The sequence below is a fragment of the Nonomuraea sp. NPDC005983 genome (assembly GCF_040614375.1).
Taxonomy (GTDB): Bacteria; Actinomycetota; Actinomycetes; order Streptosporangiales; family Streptosporangiaceae; genus Nonomuraea.
The window spans coordinates 1-25,452 of sequence record NZ_JBEXUP010000019.1; the positions used below are offsets into that span (position 1 = coordinate 1).

20 protein-coding genes and 1 pseudogene are annotated in these 25,452 nt (G+C 71.6%); 9 read left to right on the plus strand and 12 right to left on the minus strand.

Features of this window, described 5'->3' with window-relative positions; translation table 11 throughout:
- Positions 1-582 (minus strand): annotated as a pseudogene (locus ABZ297_RS11755) (DNA-binding response regulator); the annotation flags it as partial.
- A gap of 111 nt (positions 583-693) precedes the next feature.
- Between ABZ297_RS11755 and ABZ297_RS11760 the strand changes: the two are divergent.
- On the plus strand, positions 694-1,281 hold the full coding sequence (locus tag ABZ297_RS11760) for a hypothetical protein (protein ID WP_355343326.1): 588 nt from the start codon (positions 694-696) through the stop codon (positions 1,279-1,281).
- A 103-nt stretch (positions 1,282-1,384) separates the two neighbouring features.
- Positions 1,385-1,912, plus strand: coding sequence for a GNAT family N-acetyltransferase (locus tag ABZ297_RS11765; RefSeq protein WP_355343329.1), 528 nt, complete (start codon positions 1,385-1,387; stop codon positions 1,910-1,912).
- 6 nt (positions 1,913-1,918) lie between these two features.
- Here the strand turns inward: ABZ297_RS11765 and ABZ297_RS11770 are convergent, their stop codons facing one another.
- A complete protein-coding gene (locus tag ABZ297_RS11770; protein ID WP_355343332.1) occupies positions 1,919-3,391 on the minus strand; it encodes a three-helix bundle dimerization domain-containing protein in 1,473 nt (490 codons plus the stop codon).
- Positions 3,392-3,674: 283 nt separating this feature from the next.
- Between ABZ297_RS11770 and ABZ297_RS11775 the strand changes: the two genes are divergently transcribed.
- The 3 genes from ABZ297_RS11775 to ABZ297_RS11785 all read left to right on the plus strand — a co-directional run bounded on the left by ABZ297_RS11775 (position 3,675) and on the right by ABZ297_RS11785 (position 6,754).
- Positions 3,675-4,403: a DUF427 domain-containing protein gene (locus ABZ297_RS11775; protein WP_355343334.1), complete on the plus strand. Its 729-nt coding sequence runs from the start codon at positions 3,675-3,677 to the stop codon at positions 4,401-4,403.
- 231 nt (positions 4,404-4,634) lie between these two features.
- Positions 4,635-5,273: a PadR family transcriptional regulator gene (locus ABZ297_RS11780; protein WP_355343337.1), complete on the plus strand. Its 639-nt coding sequence runs from the start codon at positions 4,635-4,637 to the stop codon at positions 5,271-5,273.
- Positions 5,270-6,754, plus strand: a complete 1,485-nt coding sequence (locus ABZ297_RS11785; protein WP_355343339.1) for an FAD-dependent monooxygenase — start codon at positions 5,270-5,272, stop codon at positions 6,752-6,754. Before ABZ297_RS11780 ends, ABZ297_RS11785 begins: the two co-directional genes overlap by 4 nt.
- Positions 6,755-6,798: 44 nt before the next feature.
- Here the strand turns inward: ABZ297_RS11785 and ABZ297_RS11790 are convergent, their stop codons facing one another.
- The 10 genes from ABZ297_RS11790 to ABZ297_RS11835 all read right to left on the minus strand — a co-directional run bounded on the left by ABZ297_RS11790 (position 6,799) and on the right by ABZ297_RS11835 (position 17,437).
- Entirely contained in the window at positions 6,799-7,446 is a 648-nt protein-coding gene (locus tag ABZ297_RS11790) for a response regulator transcription factor (protein WP_355343342.1), read from the minus strand.
- Positions 7,437-8,606 (minus strand): sensor histidine kinase, encoded by a 1,170-nt coding sequence (locus ABZ297_RS11795; protein WP_355343345.1) that lies wholly within the window; start codon positions 8,604-8,606, stop codon positions 7,437-7,439. The genes ABZ297_RS11790 and ABZ297_RS11795 overlap by 10 nt, the downstream gene beginning before the upstream one ends.
- Positions 8,606-9,358, minus strand: a complete 753-nt coding sequence (locus ABZ297_RS11800; protein ID WP_355343348.1) for a hypothetical protein — start codon at positions 9,356-9,358, stop codon at positions 8,606-8,608. Before ABZ297_RS11800 ends, ABZ297_RS11795 begins: the two co-directional genes overlap by 1 nt.
- Before the next feature lie 156 nt (positions 9,359-9,514).
- Positions 9,515-10,111 (minus strand): TIGR03086 family metal-binding protein, encoded by a 597-nt coding sequence (locus ABZ297_RS11805; protein WP_355343351.1) that lies wholly within the window; start codon positions 10,109-10,111, stop codon positions 9,515-9,517.
- On the minus strand, positions 10,108-10,293 hold the full coding sequence (locus ABZ297_RS11810; protein WP_355343555.1) for a TetR/AcrR family transcriptional regulator C-terminal domain-containing protein: 186 nt from the start codon (positions 10,291-10,293) through the stop codon (positions 10,108-10,110). The genes ABZ297_RS11805 and ABZ297_RS11810 overlap by 4 nt, the downstream gene beginning before the upstream one ends.
- Before the next feature lie 71 nt (positions 10,294-10,364).
- Positions 10,365-11,627, minus strand: a complete 1,263-nt coding sequence (locus ABZ297_RS11815) for a M20/M25/M40 family metallo-hydrolase (protein WP_355343354.1) — start codon at positions 11,625-11,627, stop codon at positions 10,365-10,367.
- Positions 11,624-13,522, minus strand: coding sequence for a prolyl oligopeptidase family serine peptidase (locus tag ABZ297_RS11820; protein ID WP_355343357.1), 1,899 nt, complete (start codon positions 13,520-13,522; stop codon positions 11,624-11,626). Before ABZ297_RS11820 ends, ABZ297_RS11815 begins: the two co-directional genes overlap by 4 nt.
- Positions 13,523-13,525: 3 nt before the next feature.
- Positions 13,526-14,590 carry a C39 family peptidase gene (locus ABZ297_RS11825; protein WP_355343360.1) on the minus strand — a complete coding sequence of 355 codons (1,065 nt, stop codon included), beginning with the start codon at positions 14,588-14,590 and terminating at the stop codon, positions 13,526-13,528.
- A gap of 52 nt (positions 14,591-14,642) precedes the next feature.
- A complete protein-coding gene (locus ABZ297_RS11830) occupies positions 14,643-15,752 on the minus strand; it encodes a DUF5925 domain-containing protein (RefSeq protein WP_355343363.1) in 1,110 nt (369 codons plus the stop codon).
- A gap of 173 nt (positions 15,753-15,925) precedes the next feature.
- Positions 15,926-17,437, minus strand: a complete 1,512-nt coding sequence (locus ABZ297_RS11835) for a protein kinase (RefSeq protein ID WP_355343366.1) — start codon at positions 17,435-17,437, stop codon at positions 15,926-15,928.
- Positions 17,438-17,530: 93 nt separating this feature from the next.
- Here ABZ297_RS11835 and ABZ297_RS11840 point away from each other — a divergent pair, with 93 nt between their 5' ends.
- From ABZ297_RS11840 to scpA, 4 genes are all read left to right on the plus strand, one after another.
- Positions 17,531-19,396, plus strand: a complete 1,866-nt coding sequence (locus tag ABZ297_RS11840; protein WP_355343369.1) for a potassium transporter TrkA — start codon at positions 17,531-17,533, stop codon at positions 19,394-19,396.
- Between the two features lie 164 nt (positions 19,397-19,560).
- Positions 19,561-21,207, plus strand: a complete 1,647-nt coding sequence (locus ABZ297_RS11845; RefSeq protein WP_355343372.1) for a peptidoglycan-binding protein — start codon at positions 19,561-19,563, stop codon at positions 21,205-21,207.
- Positions 21,208-21,423: 216 nt separating this feature from the next.
- Positions 21,424-23,277, plus strand: a complete 1,854-nt coding sequence (locus tag ABZ297_RS11850) for a methylmalonyl-CoA mutase subunit beta (RefSeq protein ID WP_355343375.1) — start codon at positions 21,424-21,426, stop codon at positions 23,275-23,277.
- The gene (gene scpA / locus ABZ297_RS11855) at positions 23,274-25,427 is read left to right on the plus strand and encodes a methylmalonyl-CoA mutase (RefSeq protein WP_355343378.1); all 2,154 of its coding nucleotides are present in this window, start codon (positions 23,274-23,276) and stop codon (positions 25,425-25,427) included. The genes ABZ297_RS11850 and scpA overlap by 4 nt, the downstream gene beginning before the upstream one ends.
- The last annotated feature ends 25 nt before the right edge of the window (positions 25,428-25,452 follow it).

The window sequence follows — 25,452 nt, forward strand, 5'->3', positions numbered from 1 at the left end:
CTCGTCCCACGGCTCGGTGCCCGGCACCTCGCGGCGGGTGCCGAGCCGGTCGAACGACGCCGCGCGGAACCCCGCCGGCAGCCCCACCGGGTCGATCACGCACCTGGTCAGGTCGGTGACGTGGGCGAGCATCGGGGCGACCGCCGTGATCAGGGCGCCGGTCAGCTCGGTGAACGCCGACCTGGACGCCAGGTGCAGCAGGCCCGTGTACCGGCCCTCGGCCAGGAACAGCGGCGCGGTCAGCCCGGCACGCCAGCCGTAGGGGGCGAGGTGGCGGCGGAAGTAACGCTCGGTGCCCGGCTCCGGCATGCTCACCGGGGCCCGGGTGGCCATCGCCCTGCGGTAGGCGTCGAGCGCGGCGTACTCCTCGGCGGCGTCGCCGTCGATGCGCCCGTGGCCGTCGGACACGACGCTGTGGTGGCGGCCGGTCGCCGGGTCGAACGCGACGAACTCGTACGCGTCGAGCCGCACCACGCGGCGTAGCGCCGCCATCGCGCCCTGGGCTCCACCGCCGCCGCCGACCTGGTAGCCGACCTCGGCGAACGCCTGTAACTGGCGGACGTCCAGGGTGATCTCGGCCACCCGGCTTTTATATCACCCGACGATTGCGTGAACCTTGCTTGACCTTCACCTCTGGTTGGGGCTTCGTGTGGGCGCGGTCTGGGTGGTCCATGATCCCGTACTCTTCCTGGCATGACGGCCGACCTGGTAGCGAAGAGGGTGACGGACCTGCTGGCCCCGCAGGTGCTCGTGATCGTCATGCCGCCCGCCGTGGGGCTGATCGCGCAGGGGTGGGGCGGGGCGGTCTGGGGGCTGGTCGCCTCGGCGCTCTGCGGCGGCGTGCCCGCCGCGGTGATCGCGGTGGGCGTCTGGTCAGGGCGGCTCGACTCGCACCACATCGTCGACCGCGCCCGCCGCACCGGGCCGCTGCTCGCGGCGGTGGCGGCCGTGCTCGTCGCGCTGGTGCTGCTGGTCGCGCTGGGCGCGCCGACGCTGCTGGTGGCCACGGTGACGGCGATGCTCGCCGCGCTGGCCGTCACCGTGCCGGTCACGCTGCGGTGGAAGATCTCCTTCCACGCGGCGGTCTGCGCGGGCACGGTGGTGGTGCTGACGCGCGTCCTGCCCGTGGTGCCGACCGCGCTCGCCGGCGCCGCGGTCGTGGCCCTGGTGTGCTGGGCCCGGGTCCGGCTGGCGCACCACAGCGGGGGCCAGGTGGCCGCAGGGGCGGCGGTCGGCGCCGTGACCACCTGGACGACGCTGGTGGCGTTCGGCCTGGGGTAGCGCGGCCCAGCACGAAACCCGCGGCCCGTCCCGGCGGGCTTGCCACGGTCGGCCGCCAGGACCTCACCGCTGGAGCCCGCCGACGCGCGAATAGGGTCTGACCATGGTTGATTGGGTACGGCTTCGCCTGGATGTTGATGGTTTCGACGATGCGGCTTTCGAGCCTTACCTGACCAGGGCACGCGAGTCAGGCGTCGAGTTCACGACGATGGCGGAGCTCGGCGACACGGCCGGCCACCGGCGCGCCCTGTACGACCTCAACAAGACCTGCTCGGCCGACATCCCGGACCGGGGCGAGTTCTACACCTACGACGCGTACGTCACCGAGCGCATCGAGGTGCCCTCCTTCGACCCGGCCGGCGTCGCCCTCGCCCTGCACCAGGGCGCGTGGATCGGCATGACCACGACGTCGTTGCACGAGTCGAAGGGGTACGCGTTCAGCGAGATGACCGGCGTCCTGGCGCCCTATCGCGGACGGGGCCTGTCGCTGGCGTTGAAACTGCTGGCGATCCGCTTCGTCCGGTCGTCGGGGTACCGGTGGCTCGCGACGTTCCACCACCCGCGCAACGCGTCCGCGATCGCGATGAACCGGCGTCTCGGCTTCGTCGACCAGGTCGGCGAGGTCGGCTGAGGCGGGTCAGCCGTACGACTTGGCGACCCCGTCGAGCAGCTGCTCAAGGGTGTCGTAGGACGGCGTGTCGACCACGTCGATGAGGTCGGCGGCGACGGGGACGTCGTGATCCGCGGCGACCTTGGCGAACTGGGAGGCGTCACCCGAGCGGAACCCGTGCTCGGCGGCGAGCCTCTGCAGCTCGGGGTCGGTGCTCAGCAGGCGCCCGATCTTGTCGCCGGACGCGTTGAGCGGCACCAGCGTGTGCTTGGACAGCACGGTCGGCGACGGGTACGTCAGCACCATCCCGGGCTTGATCCGGCCCTGGGCGGCGGCGTCCACGAACTGCGCCTCGTAGATCCAGACCAGCGGCGACGGGCCCATGCCGACCGCGAGGTACTCGTCGAACGGGCCCTCGGTGGTGTTCTCGGTGTAGCCCTGGCGCAGGAAGAGCTTGGACACCGTGGGCAGCACCTCCACCTCGGCGGTGGCGCCGTGCACGACCGTGTTGCCGTTGGCGACGTAGCTGGCGATGGCCAGGTACATCGCCGCGGAGTTCGACGTGCGCGGGTCCGTCGTGGAGACCAGGATGTTCTTGCGGACGGGGTAGACCTTGTTGCCCGCGAGCTGGTCCCACCGCTTGTCCTCGGCGACCAGGGCGAGGTAGCGGGCGACGTCGAACGTCCGGACGGCGCCCTTCTTCACGACGCCCGCCTTGGTCAGCAGGTCCGCGATCGGCTGGAACGTCGCGATCGCCATCGGGGAGGAGAAGGGCGTGTACTTCTGGCTGACGTGACGCTGGCGCTGGATCCTGTCGGCCGCCGGGGCGCTCGACGGGAAGGCGAAGTCGTAGCGTCCGAGGTCGATCGAGGTGGCGATCTGGCGCGAACCCGCCGGGTCGACCTCGACCTTCACCCCCTTGGCGGCGAAGGCCTTGACGACCTGCGGGTCCTCGAAGAACGCCGTCTTCTCGGAGCCGATCACGCCGCGCACGGTCGCGAGCGGGGGCGGCGCGGCGGCCGGGGTCTCGCTCTCCTGCCCGCCCGTCGTGACCACCACCACGACGGCGACCACGACGACCGCTGCCAGAGCCAGCGAAAGAAATCCCTTACTGCGGACCCGTTCCGTCCAGATCCGCGGCGCCGCGGAGTTTTCCGGAGCGTGAATTCCCGGTGAATCAACAGTGTCGCCGGCGATGTCGGGCGACGTTCCCGCCGCGGCGTCCGACCGGACGTCCGCGGTCGTGTTCTGCGATGCGTGCGCGACCGCCTCGGGCGGCGTTTCCTCGCTCGCCCTCGCCGCCGTTTCCAGTTCCTGGCGGACGACGCGCTCGATCAGGACGGGGATGAAGTCCCGGACGGGACGGCCGTCGAAGCGGTGGCGGGCCGTCCCCACCACGACCTCGACGTGCTCGGCGGTGTGGATGCCCGTGAAGACCTGGACCAGGTGCTCCGTCATCCGGCGGATCGCCTGCTCTTCGCGGACGGTGTCGACACTCACCACTAACTCCTCGGTGTCGCGATTGGTCAGATATCGCAGCAAGCCGCCGTGCCTGCCCGCGCCGCGCCAACCATATAGGGGTTTCGGGCCCGTCGATAACCCGAATCGGCGGCTTATTTGATCTCTGCGGAGTCAGTCATGAAAGCCGCATGCCGCCGAAATCTTCGTTCATTGTCCGGTTGTTTTAGGTTCAGCGAAAAGATATGTGGACAGTCGAATGCGTTCACGGGGACGGGCCCGCCCGGGGCGGAATAGCGGCGGGGGGCGCGGGGTTGCCCGGGATATGGAGCCGATCACACGTGGACGCGTCCGCATCGAGCGGACCGCGAAGAGGGTACGGGTCTCGCTGGGCGGGCGGATGATCGCCGACACCGTCGGCGCGCTGCTGGTGTGGGAGGTGCCGTACTACCCGACGTACTACCTCCCTCGCGCGGACGTCGCCGCCGAGCTCAAGCCCAGCGGCCGCACCGCGCACTCGCCGAGCCGGGGGGAGGCGGTGCTCTACGACGTCGAAGGGGTGGCCGACGCGGCGCTGGCCTATCCCGACTCGCCGATCGAGGAACTGCGAGACCATGTGCGGTTCGAGTGGGACGCGATGGACGCCTGGTTCGAGGAGGACGAGGAGGTCTTCGTCCACCCGCGCGACCCGTACACCCGCATCGACATCCTGGCCAGCAGCCGGCACGTCCGGGTGGAGGTCGACGGGGTCACGGTCGCCGACTCGCGCAGCCCGCGCATCCTCTTCGAGACGGGCCTGCCGGCCCGCTACTACCTGCCGAAGACCGACGTCCGCCTCGACCTGCTGGAACACACCAGCACGGCCACCAGCTGCCCGTACAAGGGCACGGCGGAGTACTGGTCGGTCAACGGCCACGCGGACCTGGCGTGGTCGTACCGCACGCCGCTGCCGGAGAGCCAGAAGGTCGCCGGTCTGATCTCCTTCTACAACGAGAAGGTGGACATCTACCTCGACGGCGAGCTCCAGGAGCGTCCCGCGACCAAGTTCAGCTGATCACCGCGGCCGGGCGGCAGGTCAGGTGACGACCAGCGGGCGCTGCCGGACCATGGTGGCCGACGGCTCGACGGCGACGACCCTACGATCTGCCGGTTCGTAGGAGCAGGTGCCGGCGTGCCCAGGAAGGCCCGGGGGTGAGCATTGCCGCCTGCCGGGGCGACTCATCGTTACCGGAAGGAGACCTGGCAAGCGCTTCATAGTCATGGCATAACTAGTTATGATCTGACTATGGCAACTGAAGGCAAACGCTCCACCCTGGGGCTGACCGTGCTCGGCATCCTCGCCGGGGAGCCGATGCACGCGTACCGCATCCAGCAACTGATCAGGGATTACGGCAAGGACCGGGTCGTCAACGTCCGCCAGCGAGCCAGCGTCTACCAGGCCATCGACCGCCTGCTGAGGCTCGGGCTGATCGCCGTCGAGGGCGTCGGCCGGGACGGCGCCCGGCCGGAACGGGTCGTCTACGCCATCACCGAAGCCGGCCTGGCGACGGCCAGAACCTGGATCCGGGAGATGCTCTCGACGGTGGGCGGGGAGTTCCCGGAGTTTCCGGTGGCCCTGTCGTTCCTGATCATGCTGCCGCCGCCGGAGGCGCTGGCGGAGCTGGAGGCGCGGCTGGCCGCCGTCGAGGCCGAGCTCGCCGACGTGCGGGCAGCGGTGGACCAGTCCGCCGATCTGCCACGGATCTTCCTGGTGGAAGAGGAGTACCGGCACGCGGTACTGGCCGCGGAGCAGGCCTGGCTCATCACGATGATCGCGGACCTGCGAGACGGCAAGCTCACCTGGTCCCGTGAGTGGGTGCAGCAAATCGCCGCCGAATTCAACGAGCGGCAGGACTCCGAACGGCAGGAAAGGGAAGGCAGATGAACAGAATCCCCGTACTCATCGTCGGTGGCGGCCTGGCCGGCCTCGCGAGCTCGCTCTTCCTGGCACGGCAAGGCGTTCCGTCGCTGCTGGTGGACCGGCACCCGGGCGTGTCCATCCACGGCCGCGCACGCGGGATCAATCACCGGACGATGGAGATCTACCGGGCGTACGGGATCGCCGACGCGGTGGAAGCGGCCGGTAAGCCGTTCGACGTCGAGGCCGGTGTGGCCCGCTGCCACACGCTCGCCGGCGAGTGGGAATGGATCTTCGACGCGGACGAACCACGGGCGTGGCCGGACCTCACCGCGGGCGTCTTCTGCATGGCAGACCAGAACAGCGTCGAGCCGATCCTGATCGAAGCCGCCAGGTCGTCCGGCGCGACGCACCGCTTCAACACCGAGCTCGTCTCGTTCGACGCCGACACCGACGGCGTCACCGCGGTGATCGAGGACCGCGCGAGCGGCGAGCAGGAGGTCTGGCGGGCCGACTACCTGGTCGCCGCGGACGGGAACCGCAGCCCGATCAGGCAGCGGCTGGGGATCGCCCGCACCGGTGAGGCGACCTTCATGCACAGCATGAACATCGTCTTCCGCGCGGACCTGTCGGTGTTCCTGCCGCGGCGGGCGCTGTTCTGGATGATCTTCAATTCCGGTTTCGCCGGCGGGCTGGTCAGCACCGCCGACCCGCGTCGCTGGCAGGTGACGCTCTCCTACGACCCGGCGGTGGAGTCGGAGAAGGACTTCACCGTGGAGCGGTGTGTCCAGCTCGTACGGGCCGCGGTGGGCCGGGAGGACCTGGCTGTCGAGATCGAAGGCGTGGCCTCCTGGACGCAGGGCGTGGGCGTCGCCGAGCGCTACCGGCACGACCGGATCTTCCTGGCCGGCGACAGCGCGCACGTGTGGCCGCCGGCCGGGGCGCTGGGCGCGAACACCGGAGTGCAGGACGCGCACAACCTCGCGTGGAAGCTCGCCGCCGTCATCCACGGCCACGCCGGCGACGGGCTGCTGGACACGTACGAGGCGGAGCGACGGCCGCTCGCCGAGGCGTTAGCGCCGATGATCGTCAGACATCAGCAGGCCCGGATGAGCGGGGCGCCGGAACCCGAGGAGATGGACGGTAAGGTGCAACTGCTCGGGCAGCTCTACGGTGCCGACACCGTCTTCGCCGACCGGCTCGACCTGCCGGCCCGGGCCGGCGCCCGCGCCCCGCACCTGTGGCTCGACGGCGCAGGTGTCCACGATCTCTTCGTCGACGAGTTCGTCCTCCTGTGCGACAGCGCCGAATGGGCCGACGCGGCAGCCGTCCAGTCCATGCCGGTGCGCGCCTACCGTGCCGACCACGCCGACGGGTGGGCCGCCCGCTACGGCCGCGGCGCCGTTCTGGTACGCCCCGACGGCTACGTCGCCTGGCGCTCCTCCGCCCCCGCGTCCACGACCCTGCTGGCTCAGGCGCTCTCCCGAGCTCTCGCGATCCCCGCCTGACACATGGGGACGTCGCGACCGGTGGTCATGAGGTCGCTGAGTCGTCAGCGCGAGCGGAGGAAGGTGAGCGCGGCCAGCACCCTGCGGTGGTCGTCGGCGTGCTGGCCGAGGTCGAGCTTGGTGTAGACGCTGGTGACGTGCTTGGCCACGGCGGCCTCCGACACGTACAGCCGCTGGGCGATCGCGCTGTTGGATCTGCCCTCGGCGACCAGGGCGAGCACCTCGCGTTCCCGTGGCGACAGCGCGTCCAGCGGGTCGTGGGCGCGGCGGTGGACCAGCAGCTGGCGGACCACATCGGGATCGATGACAGTTCCCCCGCCCGCGACCGTACGCACCGCCTCCACGAACGGGATGATCGCGCCGATCCGGTCCTTCAACAGGTAGCCGACGCCGCGCGTGCCGGCCTCCAGCAGTTCGCCCGCCGCGGTCTCCTCGACGACCTGCGACAGGACGAGGATCCCGAGTCCGGGGTGGTCGGCGCGCAGCCGGATGGCGGCCCGCAGCCCTTCGTCGCGGAAGTCCGGCGGCATGCGGACGTCCACCACGACGACGTCGGGCACGTCACGCGCGACGGCGTGCAGCAGTTCGTCGGCGTTGCCGACGGCGGCGACCACCTCGAAACCGAACCGGGTGAAGATCCCGACGAGCCCTTCCCGCAGGAGCACCGAATCCTCGGCGATCGTCAATCGCATGGCAGTTCCATCCGGATCACTGTCGGACCTCCTGGTGGGCTGCTGAGTGACAGGGTTCCCTCGAGGACGCCGACCCGGTCGGCCAGCCCGGTGATCCCGCTGCCCGCCGCGGGGTCGGCCCCGCCGGTGCCGTCGTCGCTCACGTCGAGGGTGAGACATCTGTCGGACATTCTCGCCCTGATCATGACCTGCTGCGCGTTGCTGTGCCTGATCACATTGGTGAGGCACTCCGAGACACAGAAGTAGGCCGCCGCTTCCACTCCTGCAGGAGGGCGGCGCGGCAGGTCGAGGTCCAGGGTCACCGGGACGGGGCAGTGCCGGGCCAGGTCGGTGACCGCGGCCTCCAGCCCCCGGTCGGTGAGGGCCGGAGGATGGATGCCTCTGATCACGCGGCGCAGCTCGTCCAGCGCGGCCTGGGTGTGCTCGTAGGCCAGGCTGATGGCTTCCGCCGTACGTTCTGGATCCTCGCGCACGTCCAGCTGTGCCAGGCCGAGCTGCATGAGCACGGCGGTGAGCCGGTGCTGAGCGCCGTCGTGCAGGTCGCGTTCGATGCGTCGCCGCTCGGCTTCGAACGCGTCCACCAGCCGCGCCCGAGACCGGGTCAGTTCGTTCATCCGCTCTTCGGGGGGCGCGGCGAGCAGGCTGCGCGCCAGCGCTCCCTGGGCCGCGGCCACCACCGTGAACAGGTACGCGCATCCGGCCACCCCGGCCGCCACCACGAGGGCGGTCAGCCACGCGGACGGGGGGTGCGAGGCGTAGGAGACGATCGTCAGCGCCGCCAGCGTCATGATGACGCCGTCGAGCGCGGGCAGGATCGTCGCCCACAGCAGCGCGTAGCCGATCTCGCGCCAGGTGGCCGGGCTCACGGAGAAGGCTCGCGCTCCCGGTTTCGGCGCGGTGACGTCCGCGGGATCGATCAGCCTCAGCCGCCACCGCTCCATGGAGGCGATGGGGCCGCTCAGCACGACGGTGACGACCACCAGCGTGATCATCGCGACCATCAGCGCGGTCTGCCGTCCGAAGGCGGCCGCCACGGCCACCGCGCCGCCGCCGGGCAGGCTGGTCAGCAGGTAGGCGAGCGCCCGCCACGGCCACGAGGACCCGAGAAACCGCAGTGGGTTACCCGTGATCGCCTGCCAGGCGCTGGTGACGTTCTTCATCAGCCCTTGATCGTCCGGGTGACCTTGCCCGTGGCGTCGAGGAAGCGGATCTGAGGGTTGCCGTCCTGGCCCACTCGCAGGACGATCCGCGGCGTGCCCTTGCCGTCGGCGAGCGTCACGGCCGACGACCTGTCGGGGTTCTTGCCGACGAAGACCCGCTGGGGGCTCGGATACTTCTTCTGGTACTCGGCCATCGCCCGGTCCCGCTCCGGACCGGGCGGCATCTGCTCGATCTTCTTGCGCTCCTGGAAAGTCTCCGGCAAGGACGCCTCGGGCCGGTCGTCGACCGCCAGGCCGACGCCGCGGACGCCCTCCTGCTCCATGTACCGCAGCACGAGCGTCTGATCCTGCTTGTACTGGTCGAAGGCGAGCTGCCCGAACGCCCAGGGCTTCCCGCCGTCGACGCCGTTGTCGGTGCCCATGCCTCCGGACTCGTCCCCGTCGCCGTTGTAGAAGGTCATGCCCGGCCGGGTTCCCGCGTTGCCCAGCTCGACCCCGTCCACGACGGCGCCCGGCGACCGCTTCTTGTTGCTCAGGACCATGCGGGTCTTCCCGTCGGCCTCCACCACGTTGATCCGCTGAACGTCGATCTCGTCGAACGTGACCTTGCCTCTGTCCTGCGCGGCCGCCTGCCCGCTGCCGGCCAGGACCGCCGCGCCGGCCACGGCGGCAGCGGCCACGACTCCGGCCAGGAAGATGCGCATCTGCCGGAGTTGCCGCCTGACACTGGTGATTTCCGTTGCTTCAGCCATACATCCAATGATCTTGGCTGCCCTGCCGGACGGCGATGGAGCTGCTTACCGATCAGAGGTAGAAGTTCTTCTACCTCTGCGCGTCCCAGGGGCCGTTCCTCCCTGCTGCAGGACGAGCCTGCGGGAAGGGAGGTGAGGACGGCCGGGGCGGGGCGGTCAGGGGGCGGCGGGAGTCCAGGCGGGGTTGCGACCCAGGTAGGCCAGCAGCTCCGCGACCTCGTCGCCCGGCTCCAGCTCCAGCGCGGCGGCGTACGCGCCGTACGCGCGCAGCGGCTCGACGATGCTCCTGGCCACCTCCAGCAGCTCTTTGGAGAGCTCCGGCGTGAGCGGCGAGGGCTGACCGGTGGCGAGCGCGATGTCCCAGGCGTGCACCGCCGCGTCGAGCGCGCACGCGCCCGCGCCGAGCGAGGGCGCCATCTTGTTCGGCGGCACCGGGGTGGGCACCTCCTCGGCGTCCTTGCCGACGCCCGCCCACGCCGTCGCCGAGCGCTTCAGCGCCGCCTCCAGGTACGCCCGCGGCTCCTCGGCCAGCGTGCCCGACGGCGCGAACGGGTTCTCGCCGGGGCCGGGCTCGCCGGTGAGGAAGGAGGCGAAGGCGATCTGGTCGCCTGCGGCGTGCTGGAGCACCTGGGTGACGGTCCACTGCTCGCAGGGGGTCGGACGGTTCCAGGCGTCGGCGGGCACCCCGTCGACGGCCTCGCGCAGTGCCTGGTGTGCGGCGTCGAGCACGTCCCAGCCGGTGTTCACGGTCATCGGAGTCCCTTCCGGTCGCTTCGTGATGACTCCATAATAGCAGAACGGAATGATTCGTTCCAGTCTTGGGAGGCCAGTCCCTTGATGAGTGTGTCCAGGGCCCGCTCGAAGTCGGCGTCGGGATCGACCTCCCTCGCCGTCCCCAGCAGCCTGCTGAAATGCGGCAGTTTCGCCGGGTCGATCTGCCGGACGCGCTCGCCGCCTGGTTCGGCGCGCCCTGCGAGGCTCCGGCGGCCGTCGCGACCGGCCGGGGCTAGGTGAGCAGCCGGGTCAGGACGCGGGTGCCGAACTCCAGGCCCTCCACCGGGACACGCTCGTCCTTGCCGTGGAACATGCCGAAGTAGTCGAGGTCGGGGCGGAGCATCAGCGGGGCGAAGCCGTACCCCTGGATGCCGATCCTGGCGAACGACTTGGCGTCGGTGCCGCCGCTCATCACGTACGGAACCGGCCGCGCCAGCGGGTCCTCGGCGAGAAGCGAGCCTGCCAGCTCGTCGAAGAACGCCGACGGGTACGGCGCGGCCGGCGCGTCCTCCAGGTTGACGAACTCGCGGGTGATCTTCGGCCCGAGCAGCTCGTCGATCGTCGCCAGGAACTCCTCCTGCAGGCCCGGCAGGTAGCGGCCGTCGACGTGCGCCTCGGCCGTGGAGGGCACCACGTTGACCTTGTAGCCGGCCTCCAGCATGGTCGGGTTGGCCGAGTTGCGGATCTGCCCCTCGAACAGGCGGCCGAGCGCGCCCAGCCGGGCGGCCTCGGCGTCCAGGCGGTCCAGGTCGATCGGCTGCCCGGTGATCTCCGACAGGCTCGTGATCAGCGCCGCGACCGACGGCGTCAGCCGCACCGGCCACTGGTGGGAGGCCACCCGCGACAGCGCGTGCACCAGCGTCGCCACCGGGTTGTCGACCGCGGGCCTGGAGCCGTGGCCGGCCACGCCGTGCGCGGTGAGCTTCATCCAGGCCGTGCCGCGCTCGCCCACCGCGATCGGGTAGACCCGGTTCTCGCCGGAGGTCACGCTGAAGCCGCCCGACTCGCTGATCGCCTCGGTGACGCCGTCGAACAGCTCCCGGTGCTCGCCCACCGCGTGCCGCGAGCCGTAGTCGCCCGTCGCCTCCTCGTCCGCGAGGAACGCCAGCACCAGGTCACGCTTGGGACGCAGGCCGCGCGCCGCCATGCCGAGCACGGTGGCGAGCGTCATCGCGCACGAGCCCTTCATGTCGACCGCGCCCCTGCCGTAGACGCAGTCGTCGACGACCTCGCCGGAGAAAGGGTGCAGCTCCCACTCGGACGGGTCGGCGGGCACGACGTCCAGATGGCCGTGGATCAGCAGCGCGTCGGGCGAGTCGCCGTCGATCCTGGTCACGACGGTGGTCCGGCGCGGCGCGGACTCGAACACCACCGGCTCCATCCCCGCGTCGGCCAGCAGCGTGGCGACGTACTCCGCCGCCGGGCGCTCGCCGGAGCCCGGGTTGGTGGTGTCGAACCTGATCAGGTCCGAGCAGATCTCGGCAACGCTCTTCACGCTCTTCCTTCCAGCTTGAGCGGCGGGACCTCGGGCGTGTCGAACCCGAAGAGCAGCCCGTAGAAGGCCAGCTCGGCCTCCAGCACCGCGACGATAGTCTCCTCCCTGCGCCAGCCGTGCTGCTCGCCGGGGAAGGTGAGCAACGCCCACTCTTTGCCGTGTCTGTCCAGTTCGGCGACGAACCGGCGGGCCTGTCCGACGTCCACGATGGCGTCCTCCAGGCCGTGCATCATCAGGCACGGGCCCGACGCCTGGGCGGCGTGCAGCAGCGGCGAGCGGTCGGCGTAGCGCTGCCGGGTCTCCGGCAGCGGCCCGATCAGGCCGTCGAGGTAGCGCGACTCGAAGTCGTGCGTCTCGGCGGCCCAGCTCTCGGGGTCGGTGATCGCGTAGTGCGCGACGCCGCCCGCGAACACGTCGCTGTGCACCAGCGCCGCGACCGTGGTCCAGCCGCCCGCGCTGCCGCCCCTGATGGCGATCTTGGCGGCGTCGGCCAGGCCCCGCTCGACCAGGCCGCGCGCCACCTTGGCGCAGTCCTGCACGTCCACCACGCCCCACGCGGTACGCAGCCGCTCCCGGTAGGCGCGGCCGTAGCCGGTGGAACCGCCGTAGTTCACCTCGGCCACGCCGAGGCCCCTGCTGGTGAAGTAGGCGATCTCCAGGTCGAGCACCAGCGGCCTGCTGCCCGTCGGCCCGCCGTGCACGAAGATCACGTACGGCGCGGGGCCCTCGGCTCCCGCCGGAGGGTACAGGTGCGCGTGCACGCCCTCGATCGTGACCGCCTCGGGGTCGGGCAGCAGGGCGCGGTCGGGCAGCGGCTTGGGCGCCGACACCACCGTGCGGCCGCCTCCGCCGAGATCGACCAGCGTCACCTCGAGCGGCGTGTACGGGGTCGCGGCCACCGCCGCCGCCTTGCCTCCGGCCGCCGACACGGTCGAGGCCCAGTAGGTGGCGGCGTAGGTCGCGTCGCCACCTACGTCCCGCAGCTCGCCGGTGTCGGGGTCGAGCACGGACAGGAACCGGCGGTCGGCGGTGCCGTGGACCACCACGAGCGGGTCGTGCGCGCCCGGCCGGTCGGCGGCGCCGCCGGTGGCGATCGCGAACCAGGACGCGCCGGGCTTCCAGGGGGCGTCGCCGAACTCCTGGGGGAGCGGGGTGAGGTTGCGGGTCTGCCCGCCGTCGCGTCCCACCAGGTGGATGTTCCACCAGCCGGTCACGTCGGTGACGGCGTACAGGGTGTCCTCGTCGCGCCACTCGGCCTGCACGACCGACTCCTCGGGCCCGCCCGCGACCACCCGGTGCGGCCCCGCGGTGCCATCGGGGCCGAGCGGGGCGACGCACAGCTCGGTGCCGTCCCAGGGCATGTCGGGGTGGTTCCAGCCGATCCAGGCGACAAATCCGCCGTCAGGGGAAATACGCGGGTTCATCAGGAAATGCTGGGCTTTGACGATCATGCGGACGGGTCCGCCGTCGAGCGGCACCGCGACCAGATCGCGCACGTCGTCCGTCTCGCGGACGGCCCACACCTCGGCACGCCCGGGCGCAAGCCACAGGTCCGCGTAGCGGGACGGCCCCTCGGGCGTGAGCGCCACCGGCTCCCCGCCGCCGTCGAGGCGGTAGACGCGCTGGTCGGCCCAGTTCGTGAAGACCAGCCCGCCGCCCGGCAGCGGGCGCCAGGACCGCCCGCCGTACTCCACCACCCGGTTGCGGGCGTTCCACCCCTGGGGCAGGACGTCGGCACGGGCGCCGTCGGGCAGGCGGCGCACCACGCACCGCCTGCCGCCCTCGCCGGGACGCGGCTCGTCCCACCAGACCTCGACCCCGGCGGGCGTGGCCACGGCCTCGACCCACTGGGGGCCGCCATCGGTGCGCGCCACATCGATCGGTCGAATACTCATATCTCACCAATTACCGTTGGAAGGGGGAAGAGTTAGCCCAGGCGGGTGGAGCACGTAGACGATGCCCCCGCTGCCCGAGCCCCTGAGCCACACGTTCTCGAACGCCGCCCGCCGGTAGACCCGGCGGACCTCCGCGTCGCCCGGTGCGGCGGGGTCGTTGACGATCACGTCGCCCTCGGCGGTGAAGCCGGTGACGACCATGATGTGCCCGCCTGTGGAGTACCCGGAGCCGGGCAGCTCATGCTCCTTGAACGACATCGAGGCGATCATCGGGATGCCCGCGCGGACGAACCGCTCCAGCTCCACCGCCGACCGCAGCCTGGTGACGAAGCCGTCGAGCCCGAACAGACCCGCGTAGGCGACGTTGAACGGCCAGTTGCCGGTGCCCTGGTAGCTGCGGTCGTAGGTGCCCCTGGCCGCGTGGTCCACGGCCGGGCCCGGGTCGTCGTCGCCCACCCAGCCGAGCTCGTCCGCCGCAGGGCCGCGGCCCCAGAAGGCGAGGACCATCGCCACCGACGCGGGGCTGCACCAGTTCGCACCGCCGCCGTCCCACTCGGGGTGGTGCCCGGCGTGCGCGTGCTGCGAGTGCCTCGGGACCGCCAGCTCGACCGCGTCCGCCGCGGCGAAGGGGCTCGGGACGGCCGGACGCTGGGGGACGGCGGAGGCCATCACGCCCAGCGAGCCCACCTCGGCGCCGCCGTGTGTCGTGACCCGCACCCTGAACGCCACCACCGGCCGCCGCGCCACGAACGTGTCGACCGCCACGTCACCGTCGTCGTCGCCCTGGCCGGGCACCGAGGTGCGCGGGTCGCCGTGCGCCGACCAGCGGCCCATCACGTACCACTTGGTCAGCCCGCCCGCCGCGGTGCGGGCCTGCAGCTCCACCTCGATCCAGGCTCCCGGCGGGGTCCGCGCGGTCCACGAGGGGACGAGCTGGGTCGCCGCGAAGCCGATCGGGCGCTCCTCACTGGTCCACCCGCCCGCGGGCACGTCGGGGCGCACGTCGGGGCGCACGGTGAAGCGGGTGAAGGCGACGCGCGCCAGGTCGACGGTGAGCACCGGGCACATTCTGGTTCCGCGCCCGGCGCCGCGCATCGGAAGGTTTACGTAAAGCGAGACCTCAGAGGTAGAGGCCCGTCGACTCGTCCTGCGCCACCGGGCTGAGCGCGCGGCCCTGGCGGATCGCGTACAGCTCCGCCAGCGTCGCGCCGGACGGGCCGACGCCTTCCGCCGAGCCGAGCCACTTCACGGCCTCGTCCCTGGTCAGCGCGCCGACCTCGACCTGCGCCAGACAGCGGCCCGGACGGACCACGGCCGGGTGCAGCCGCTCCAGGTCCTCGTTCGTGGTGATCGCCACGAGCACGTCCCGGCCCTGGCCGAGCAGGCCGTCGGTGAGGTTGAGCAGGCGCGACAGGCCCTGGCCCGTCTGCGCCTTGGCCGAGGAGCTGATCAGCTCGTCGCAGTCCTCCAGGACGAGCAGCCGCCAGCGCCGCCGGTCCTCGTCGGTGTCGTAACCGACCGCGACCTCCATCAGGTAGCCGGGGTCGTTGAACAGCCGCTCCGGATCGAGCACGCAGTCGACCTGGCACCAGTCGCGCCACTGCTGGGCCAGCGAGCGCAGCAGCGTGGTCTTGCCGGTGCCCGGCGGGCCGTGCAGGAGGATGAGACGGCCGTTCACGTCAGACGGCCTGACCGCCATCAGGGTGTCGAGCGCGCCGCGGGCCCGCTCAGCGTAGTTGCCGCTGATCTCGGCCCACGGCTGGGCGGTGATCGGCTTGTCCGAACGGATGCCGCCGTGCGCGCCGCGCCACCAGAAGCCCATCTCGACGTGGTCGGCCTCGGGCTCGGGCTCCTCCGCGTCGTTGGTCGTCTCCTTCAGCACCGAGCTGGCCAGCTCCTCGCTGACCGCGGTGATGCTGACCGTCGCCGTGCGGTTGCGGTGCCGGATCACGCGCAGCGTCCAGCCGTCGCCGCAGATCAGCCGCGACTCGGAACCGTCCTCCACCGACGCGGTCCGCACGACGCGCCCGCTCGCGGGGGTCAGGGGGGCGTCGGGACGCACCCTCTCCAGGCTCGCCAGGCGCGACCACGGCTGGACACCCGTCGCGAACGGCGACAGCGCCAGCGCGTCGATGACGTCGATGGCTGAGTCGGCGTCGTCGAGCCAGATGTTCATGGGGAGCTCGGGAGAGTCCGGTGCTGGGAACGGCACCTCCTTGATCACAGACATGACTCCAATGATCGGCTGCCCGGCCGGTTAAGTCGAAGGGTTTTGCCGGTTATAGCGGTATACCATCAAAATCTTGATCATGACTGGTCTATCGCCCCGCGTGGCATCACCGTCCCGGGGGAACCGGCCCTGCTGAGAGCGCGAGGGAGGCCGGTCCCGCTGACTGACGCGGGTCAGCGGGCCCTGGTGAGGTCGCCGTGGCTCGTCCCGCCGATCGGCATGGTGAGCAGGTAGGCGGCCCGGCCGTCCGGCTTCTTCTCCAGGGACACCGTGACCCCGCCCGCGAGGTCCACGACCGCGCAGGTGCCCGTCAGGCCGGTGAGCCTGAACGCGAGCTTCGCGGCGCTCTGGTCGGTGAGCTTGAGGGTCCCCTTGAGACAGCCGGGGTCCGCGGACGGGTCGGGGTCCTCCGTCTGCCAGGTGCCCGTGCTCGCGCCCGCCGCGAGGGTGATCGTGACGGGCTCGCCCTTGAACTCCCTGTCGAGGACGGCGCCGTCGGCCTTGCCACGCCAGGTGCCCGCGAAGGCGGCGGGGATCCTCTGGCCGCCCGTGGCCGTTGCTGTGGCCGTTGCTGTGGCCGTCTTCGTCGCGGTGGACGGCGACGGCGCCGCCGACGTGGCAGCGGACGTCTGCACGGCCGGCGTGCCGGTGGCGGCCGGCGAGGAGGCGACCGTCGCGCCGCGCTGGTCCGGCGCGCGGTTCACCAGGACGAGCACCCCGCCGGCGGCCGCGACGGCGGCCACCATCGCCACCACGGCGACCAGCAACCCCCTGGACCGGCCGCGTGTGTCGCGCCCGGGGGCCGTGGTGAACGCCTGCGGCGGTCCGGTGCCGTCGGCGGAAGGCCGGGGCGCGACCGGCTGAGGAGCCGAGCCGGGACCGACGCCGGGTTCGACGCTGGGTTCGACCAGGGCGACCATCAGCTCCCGCGCCGTGGGCCGGCGCGACGGGTCCTTCGACAGGGCGGCCGCGATCAGGCCCCGCAGGCGCGGCGGTAGCGGCGACAGGTCCGGCTCGGCGTGCAGCACGCGGTGCAGGACCGCCGGCACCGTGTCGGCGCCGAACGGGCTGACCCCGCTCGCGGTGAACACCATCGTCGCCGCCCACGCGAAGACGTCCGAGGCCGGTGACGCCGGGGAACCGGCGATCTGCTCCGGCGACAGGTAGGCGGGCGTGCCGATCAGGCCCGAGGTCATCGTCGCCGCGCCCTCGGCCCTGGCGATGCCGAAGTCCACCACGCGCGGGCCGTCGGGGCCGAGCAGCACGTTGGCGGGCTTGAAGTCGCGGTGCACGACGCCGGCCGCGTGGATGGCCGCCAGCGCGGTGGCCGTGCCGACGGCCAGCCGTTCCAGGTCGCCGCCGCGCAGCGGGCCCCGGTCGCGGACCCGGTCGAGCAGCGACGGGCCCTCGACGTACTCGCTCACCACGTACGGCCTGGGCCCCTCGGACGAGGCGTCGAGCACGCGGGCCGTGCAGAACGACGCGATGCTCTCCAGCGCGTCGAGCTCACGCGCCAGCCTGGCGCGGGTCTCGGCGTCGCCGGTGCTCAGGAGCTTCACCGCGACCGCCTGTCCGTCGCGGGCGTGGCCCAGGTAGACGACCCCCTGCCCGCCCTCACCGATGCGCCCGGCGAGACGGTAACCGCCCAGCCACGCCGGATCGTCTGGTGTCAGGGGGGTCACCATGGCCGATACGTTACCGGTCTCCCTGCATGAGGACGGATCGCCAGGTACCTTGTTTCGTTGATCTAAATCACTCCTTATGCGGAGGTAATCGGGGTGCCCAGGGCGACGTTCCGGGAACGCGTGCGGTACTGGTTCGACAACACCATGTCGAAGGGGACGGTGTCGCTGATCGGCTGGCTGGCCGTGGTCTCGGTCGGTCTCATCGCGGTCGTGACCGGGCTCGCGCTCTGGCTCGCTCCAGAGGAGCCCGACGGGGTGTCCGGAGCCGGGCAGGTGCTGTGGATCGCGCTCATGCACGCGCTCACCCCCAGCAAGGTCGCCAGCGACAAGGGCTCGCTCGCCTACATGTCGGTCATGTTCGCCGGGTCGCTCGGCGGCATCTTCGTCGTCAGCATGCTCGTCGGCCTGCTCTCCAACGGGCTCAAGCAGAGGGTGGACCGGCTGCGCAGAGGGCGCTCACGGATCGTCGAGTCCGGGCACACCGTCGTGCTCGGCTGGTCCGACCAGGTGTTCACGATCATCGCCGAGCTGGTCAAGGCGCACGCGGGACGTCCGGGCTCGGTCATCGCCGTGCTGGCGGAACGTGACAAGCTCGCCATGGAGGACGACATCCGCGAGCGCGTCGGCGACCTCGGCCGGACCCGCCTGGTCTGCCGCACCGGCCGTCCCGCGGAGCCGCGCGACCTCGCCCTGATGAACCTCGCCACCGCCAGGTCCGTCGTCGTGCTCTCCCCTGATGGCGAGGACCCGGACGCGCACGTCATCAAGACCCTGCTCGCCCTCGCCAAGCGCGCGGGCGCCCACCCGCCCGTGGTCGCCGCGCTCGCCTCCGCCCGCAACAGCGCCGCCGCCCGCCTCGCCGGAGGCCGGGACGTCCACCTCGTCGACTCCGACGACACCGCGTCCAGGCTCATCGTGCAGTCGTCGCGCCAGTCCGGCATGTCCGTGGTCTGCATGGACCTGCTCAACTTCGACGGCGGCGAGATCTACCTGCGCGCCGACGCCGCCCTGGAAGGCCGCACGTACGGCGAGGCGCTGCACGCCTACGAGAGCGCCGCCGTCATCGGCCTGCGCGGGCCCGACGGCGTCGTGCTCAACCCGTCCATGGACACCGTCATCAAGGACGCGGACCAGGTCATCCTCATCGCCAACGACGAGGCGGCCATCCGCCCGGTCGCCGGCGAGCCCGCGATCGCCGAGGCCGCGATCGCCGCCACCGAGCTCTCCGGCCTCGAAGCGGAGAGCACGCTCCTGCTCAACTGGAACGGTAGGGCCGAGCAGATCGTCCGCTACCTCGACGGCTACGTCGCCCCCGGCTCGGTCCTGGAAGTCGCCGCCGACCACCCGAAGGCCGGCACCGGCCTCGAGGGCCTGGGCAACCTCACCGTGAACGTCAAGGAGTGCGACACCACCGACAGGTACGCCCTCGAAGCGCTCGGCGTCGGCCTCTACCAGCACGTCATCGTGCTGTCAGACGACCGCTACAGCCCCCACCACGCCGACACCCGCACGCTCATGACGCTGCTGCAACTGCGCGACATGCAGAGCGACACCGGCGAGCACTACTCGATCGTCAGCGAGATGCACGACGAGGGCAACCGCGCCCTCGCCGAGGTCACCGAGGCCGACGACATCGTCATCAGCGACACCGTCATCGGCCTGCTGCTCGCCCAGCTCGCCCAGAACAGGCACCTCGCGGACGTGTTCGGCTACCTCTTCGACTCGCGCGGCTCCGAGATCTACCCGCGCCCGGCCGCCTCCTACGTGCGGCCCGGCACCGAGGTCAGCTTCTCCACGGTCGTCGAGGCGGCTCGCCGCAGGGGCGAAACGGCCATCGGCTACCGCAACGCCACAGGACGCAACACGCCTCCCCACTACGGCATCGTCCTCAACCCCGCCAAGTCCGACAAGATGGTGCTCACCCAGCGGGACTCTGTCATCGTTCTGGCCGAACGGTGAGGTGATGTCCTGGCCCTGGAAACCCGGACGCCGCACGACCTCATCACCGCCATCGTGACGGACAGGCGCGTCATCCGGCCGTAGGCCAATTACTGCAATCCGGGGACCTGTCCGCACATCCCGCGTTACGTTGAGTCGTCATTGTCAACCCCCCGGAGATCGGCATGGCCTTCGACCTCATCAAACGTGGTGACTGGGGAGCGCGAACCCCGCGTGGCGACTACACACAGCTAGAGTCGACCAAGGGCACCAAGGTCCACTACACGGGCGGCCGGGTGAACCCCGCCATCGTCGACGACCATGACGGGTGCGCCGCCCTCGTCCGCTCCATCCAGAACTCCCACATGGACGGCAACGGCTGGATCGACATCGGCTACTGCGTGGACGAGGAGACGGAGATCCTCACCCAGCGGGGCTGGACGTCCTACCGCGCCTTACAGGTGGGGGACATCGCGCTCACGCTCGACCACGAGCTCGGTGTCTCCCGGTGGCAGCCCGTCCTGGAGGTGTGCGTCTTCCCGGCCCGCCGCCGGGAGATGGTGCGCATGCAGGGGCCGGGGCACTCGTCCCTCACCACTCCGCAGCACCGCTGGCCCGTCGAACGCCCGCGCCACGAGCGTCTCTGGGTGACGACGGAGACGATCGGCCGGCGCGACCGGATCCTCCTCGCGGCCCCCTGCGCCGACCTGCCTGCCGAGGCGAAGTGGTCCGACGCCTTCGTGGAGCTCGTGGCCTGGTTCGGGGGACGTCCCTCCGTGGCCGTGCGCCCCGCCCACGTCACCAGGGTCAGAGCCGCGCTGAGCGCGCTCCTCGGCCGTGCGGCGGGCTGGCGCGAGTCCCCCGCCGGGCACCTCGTCGACTTCCAGCTGCCGGACGACGCCGGAAGGCGGCTCCTGGAGGCCGCTCCCGGCGGCGTCCCGGGATTTGGCTTCCTGCTCGCCCTCACCAGGGCCCAGCTGGCGCTGCTCGTCGACACGTCCCTGGCCGCGGGCGACGGCAGGCCCGCCTGGAAGGACCGGGCCGCCGCCGAGGCGTTCATGTTCGCCGCGCTGCTCGCGGGGCACCCCGCGGCCATCCGGGAGACCGGGCTGTGGGAGGTCGCTCTGGGGAAGCGGCACCACGTCGCCCCCCGGCAGCGGGACGACTTCCAGATCGTCCGTGAGGAGTACCACGGCGAGATCTGGTGCCCCCGGACGGAGAACCAGAGCTGGCTCGCCCGCCGCGACGGCACCGTGTACTTCACCGGCAACACCTACGTCGCCTGCCCGCACCGCCAGGTGTTCGAAGGGCGCGGGCCGCACCACCTGCCCGCCGCCAACGGCGCGGGCCTCAACTCCGGGCACTACGCCGTCCTCGGGCTGGTCGGCAACGCCGGGCTCGTGGTGCCGCCCGAGCCCATGCTCCACGCCATCCTCGACGCCGTCGGCCACCTGCGCGAGCTCGGGAACGCGGGCAAGGAGATCAAGGGGCACCGCGACGGGTACAACACCGACTGCCCCGGAGAGCGGCTCTACGCGTGGGTCAAGCGCGGCGCACCCCGTCCCGGCGGGGGCGGCGGCGGCGAACCCGGCACCAGCGCCCCGCCGTTCCCCGGGCGGCTGTTGCGGTATCCGCCGGTGACGCGCGGCGACGACGTGCGCACCTGGCAGCAGCAGATGCGACGGCGCGGCTGGGCCGTCGACGTCGACGGCGTCTACGGCCCGGAGGCGCGGGACGTGTGCCGCCGCTTCCAGCGCGAACAGCACATCGACGACGACGGCACGGTCGGCCCCCTCACCTGGCGCCTCACCTGGGAGGCCCCCCAACCCTGACCGCCTCGGCCACGCTCGCCGCCGGCGACCCGCCGAGGGTTCTCGCGTCGGCACGCCGGCGCGTGTCTGCGCGGCCGTGGCGAGGCGGGCCTCTCAAGGGGCCGAGGGGAGTCGCGCCCGGTTGCCGGATGGCGGATAGGGGTGGGCGCTTGCTGGGGATATCTGACGGGGGGTCCCGGTTACCGGCTCTGAACGCTTCGGCCTACTATCCGAATCATGGATCTGGCAGCCGGTTTCCCAGGGACCACCCGTGACGACTGGCGGGCGCTGGCGCTCGCCGTCCTGCGCAAGTCCGGGGTGGAGGCCGGGTCGCCCGAGGAGGCGCTGGCCGGCCACACCTACGACGATCTGACCATCGCGCCGCTGTACGACGCCTCCGACCTGCCCGCCGACCTGCTCGCCGACCCTGGCCTGCCGGGCTCGCCGCCGTTCGTTCGCGGCTCCCGCACCTCCACCGGCTGGGACGTCAGACAGCGGCACGCGGCCTCCGACCCCGAGGCGGTCCTCGCCGACCTGGAGAACGGCGTCACCTCCCTCTGGCTGGTCATCGGCGACGACGCGATCCCGGTCGCCGAGCTGCCCACGGTCCTCAGGGACGTCTACCTCGACCTCGCTCCGATCGTCCTCGACGCGGGTCCCCAGACCTTGGAGGCGGCCGAGGCCCTCCTCGCCCTGGCCGCGGCCCGCGGCACCGCCGTCACGGGCAATCTGGGCGCGAGCCTCGCCACCCCGGCGGGCGGCGCGCCGTCCAGCCGAGATGTCGTCGTCAACCTGGCGAAGCGCTGCGTGGCGGACCACCCCGGGCTCCGAGCCGTCACCGTGGACGCCACGCCGTATCACGACGCGGGCGGCAGCGACGCCGAGGAACTCGGCTGCTCGATCGCCCTCGGCCTCGCCCACCTACGCGCCCTCACCGGCACCGGAGCCCCCGGGGCGGGACCTGGTGGCGCGGGAGACTCCGGGACGGGGCTCGGCGTGGTGCAAGCGCTTGGGCAGCTCGACTTCCGTTACGCCGCCACCGCCGACCAGTTCGCCACCATCGCCAAGCTGCGGGCCGCGCGCAGGCTGTGGGCGCGGGTCGCCGAGGTGTGCGGCGCGCCCGAGGAGGGCGGGCAGCGGCAGCACGCCGTGACGAGCTCGGCGATGATGACCGCCCGCGACCCCTGGGTGAACATGCTGCGCACCACGCTCGCCTGCTTCGCCGCCGGGGTGGGCGGCGCGGACGCCGTCACCGTGCAGCCGTTCGACGCCCGCCTGGGGCTGCCCGACGCCTTCTCCCGCCGCATCGCCCGCAACACCCAGTCGCTGCTGCTGGAGGAGTCGAGTCTGGGCAGGGTCATCGACCCCGCGGGCGGCTCCTGGTACGTCGAGCGCCGTACCGCCGACCTCGCCGAGCGAGCCTGGGCGTGGTTCCAGGAGATCGAGGCGGCGGGCGGGTACGAAGCGGCCTCCGGCCTGATCGCCGAACGGATCGCCGCCACCAGGGCCCGCCGCGCCGACGACATCGCCCACCGCCGCTTCCCGATCACGGGCGTCAGCGAGTTCCCCGACATCAACGAGAAACCCCTCAACCGCCCGACCCCGCCGGACCCCCACGAGCCCCGTGCCGGCCGACAGTCGGAGGAACGAGACGCGGGCGCGGACGTCGTCCGGTACGCGCAGGAGTTCGAGGTGCTGCGGGATCTCGCCGACGCCCAGCCTGAGCGGCCGAAGGTGTTCCTGGCCACCATCGGGACGGTCGCCGCGTACACCGCGCGGGCGGCGTTCGCCGGGAACCTGTTCCAGGCGGGCGGGATCGGCATTGAGAGCGCCGGGCCAGGGAGCGACCCCGAGCAGATCGCCGCGGCCTTCGCCGCGAGCGGGGCCCGGGTGGCGTGCCTGTGCTCCAGTGACCGGATGTACGCCGAGCACGCCACGGCGGTGGCCGCCGCGTTGAAGCGGGCGGGAGCGAGAAAGTTGTGGTTGGCGGGGAAGGGAGAGTATGAGGGCGTTGATGGCTGTCTGTACGCCGGATGTGATGCGCTCGGCGTGCTCCGCGCGACCTTTGAGGACCTGGAGGTGACCCGATGATTCCCGATTTCTCCGGTATCCCGTTGAACGAGCAGGGGCAGACGCAGGGGTCGCTTCCCGGGTGGCAGGACGCCGAGGTCTGGGAGACCCCTGAGGGGATCGAGGTCCGGCAGCTCTACACCGCCCGTGACCTGGACGGGCTGGACTTCCTCCAGACCTACCCGGGAGCCCCGCCCTACCTGCGCGGCCCGTACCCGACCATGTACGTCAACCAGCCGTGGACGATCCGCCAGTACGCGGGCTTCTCCACGGCCGAGGACTCCAACGCCTTCTACCGCCGTAACCTCGCCGCCGGGCAGAAGGGCCTGTCGGTCGCGTTCGACCTGGCCACGCACCGCGGCTACGACTCGGATCATCCGCGCGTCGCCGGTGACGTCGGCATGGCCGGCGTCGCCATCGACTCGATCTACGACATGCGGCAGCTCTTCGCCGGGATCCCGCTGGACCGGATGTCGGTGTCGATGACCATGAACGGCGCGGTGCTGCCCGTCCTGGCGCTGTACATCGTGGCCGCCGAGGAGCAGGGGGTGGCGCCCGAGCGGCTGACCGGGACCATCCAGAACGACATCCTCAAGGAGTTCATGGTCCGAAATACCTACATTTATCCCCCAGCGCCGTCCATGAGGATTATTTCGGATATTCTCGCGTATACAAGCGAAAAGATGCCGAAATTCAATTCGATCAGTATTTCGGGGTACCACATCCAGGAGGCCGGGGCCACCTGCGACCTGGAGCTGGCCTACACGCTCGCCGACGGCGTCGAGTACCTGCGGCGGGGCGTCGCCGCCGGGCTGGACGTCGACCGGTTCGCGCCGAGACTGTCGTTCTTCTGGTGCATCGGGATGAACTTCTTCATGGAGGTCGCCAAGCTGCGCGCGGCCCGGCTGCTGTGGGCGAAACTGGTCGCCGGATTCGGTGCGAAAGACCCGAAATCGCTGAGCCTGCGGACGCATTCCCAGACCTCCGGCTGGTCCCTCACCGCCCAGGACGTCTTCAACAACGTCGCCCGCACCTGCGTCGAGGCCATGGCCGCCACCCAGGGGCACACCCAGTCCCTGCACACCAACGCCCTGGACGAGGCCCTGGCCCTCCCCACGGACTTCTCCGCCCGCATCGCCCGCAACACCCAGCTGCTGCTGCAGCAGGAGTCCGGAACGACCAAGGTGATCGACCCCTGGGGCGGCTCCTACTACGTCGAGCGGCTCACCCACGACCTGGCGGAACGCGCCTGGGCGCACATCCAGGAGGTCGAGGCGGCGGGCGGCATGGCCAGGGCCATCGAGGCCGGGCTGCCCAAGCTGCGCATCGAGGAGGCGGCGGCCCGTACCCAGGCGCGCATCGACTCCGGACGCCAGCCGGTGATCGGCGTCAACAAGTACCGTCCTGACGCCGACGAGCCGATCGACGTCCTCAAGGTCGACAACAGCGCCGTCCGCGCCCAGCAGCTCGACAAGCTGCGCAGGCTCAGGGCCGAACGCGACGGCGACGCCGTGCAGCGCGCGCTCGACGCCCTCACCAAGGCCGCCGACAGCCCCACGCCCGGCCTCGACCACAACCTGCTCAAGCTCTCCGTCGACGCGGCCCGCGCCAAGGCGACCGTGGGGGAGATCTCCGACGCGCTGGAGCGCGTCTTCGGACGGCACGCGGGGCAGATCCGTACCATTTCCGGGGTGTATCGGGACGAGGCGGGCCCCGCCGCCAACATCGAACGCGTCCGGCAGGCGTGCGCCGACTTCGAGCGGTCCGAGGGGCGGCGGCCGCGCATCCTGGTCGCCAAGATGGGGCAGGACGGCCACGACCGCGGGCAGAAGGTGATCGCCTCGGCCTTCGCCGACCTGGGGTTCGACGTGGACGTCGGCCCGCTGTTCCAGACGCCGGAGGAGGTGGCGCGGCAGGCCGTCGAGGCGGACGTGCACGTCGTCGGCGTCTCCTCGCTGGCCGCCGGGCACCTGACGCTGGTGCCGGCGCTGCGGCAGGCGCTGGCCGACCTGGACGCGGAGGACATCATGATCGTGGTGGGCGGCGTCATCCCGCCCGGCGACTTCGACGAGCTGCGCTCCGCCGGAGCCGCCGCGATCTTCCCGCCGGGAACGGTGATCGCCGACGCCGCCCTCGACCTCCTGGCCGACCTGCGAGCCCGTCACCGGTAGACCTCAGGCGGGGAGGAGCGGCTCA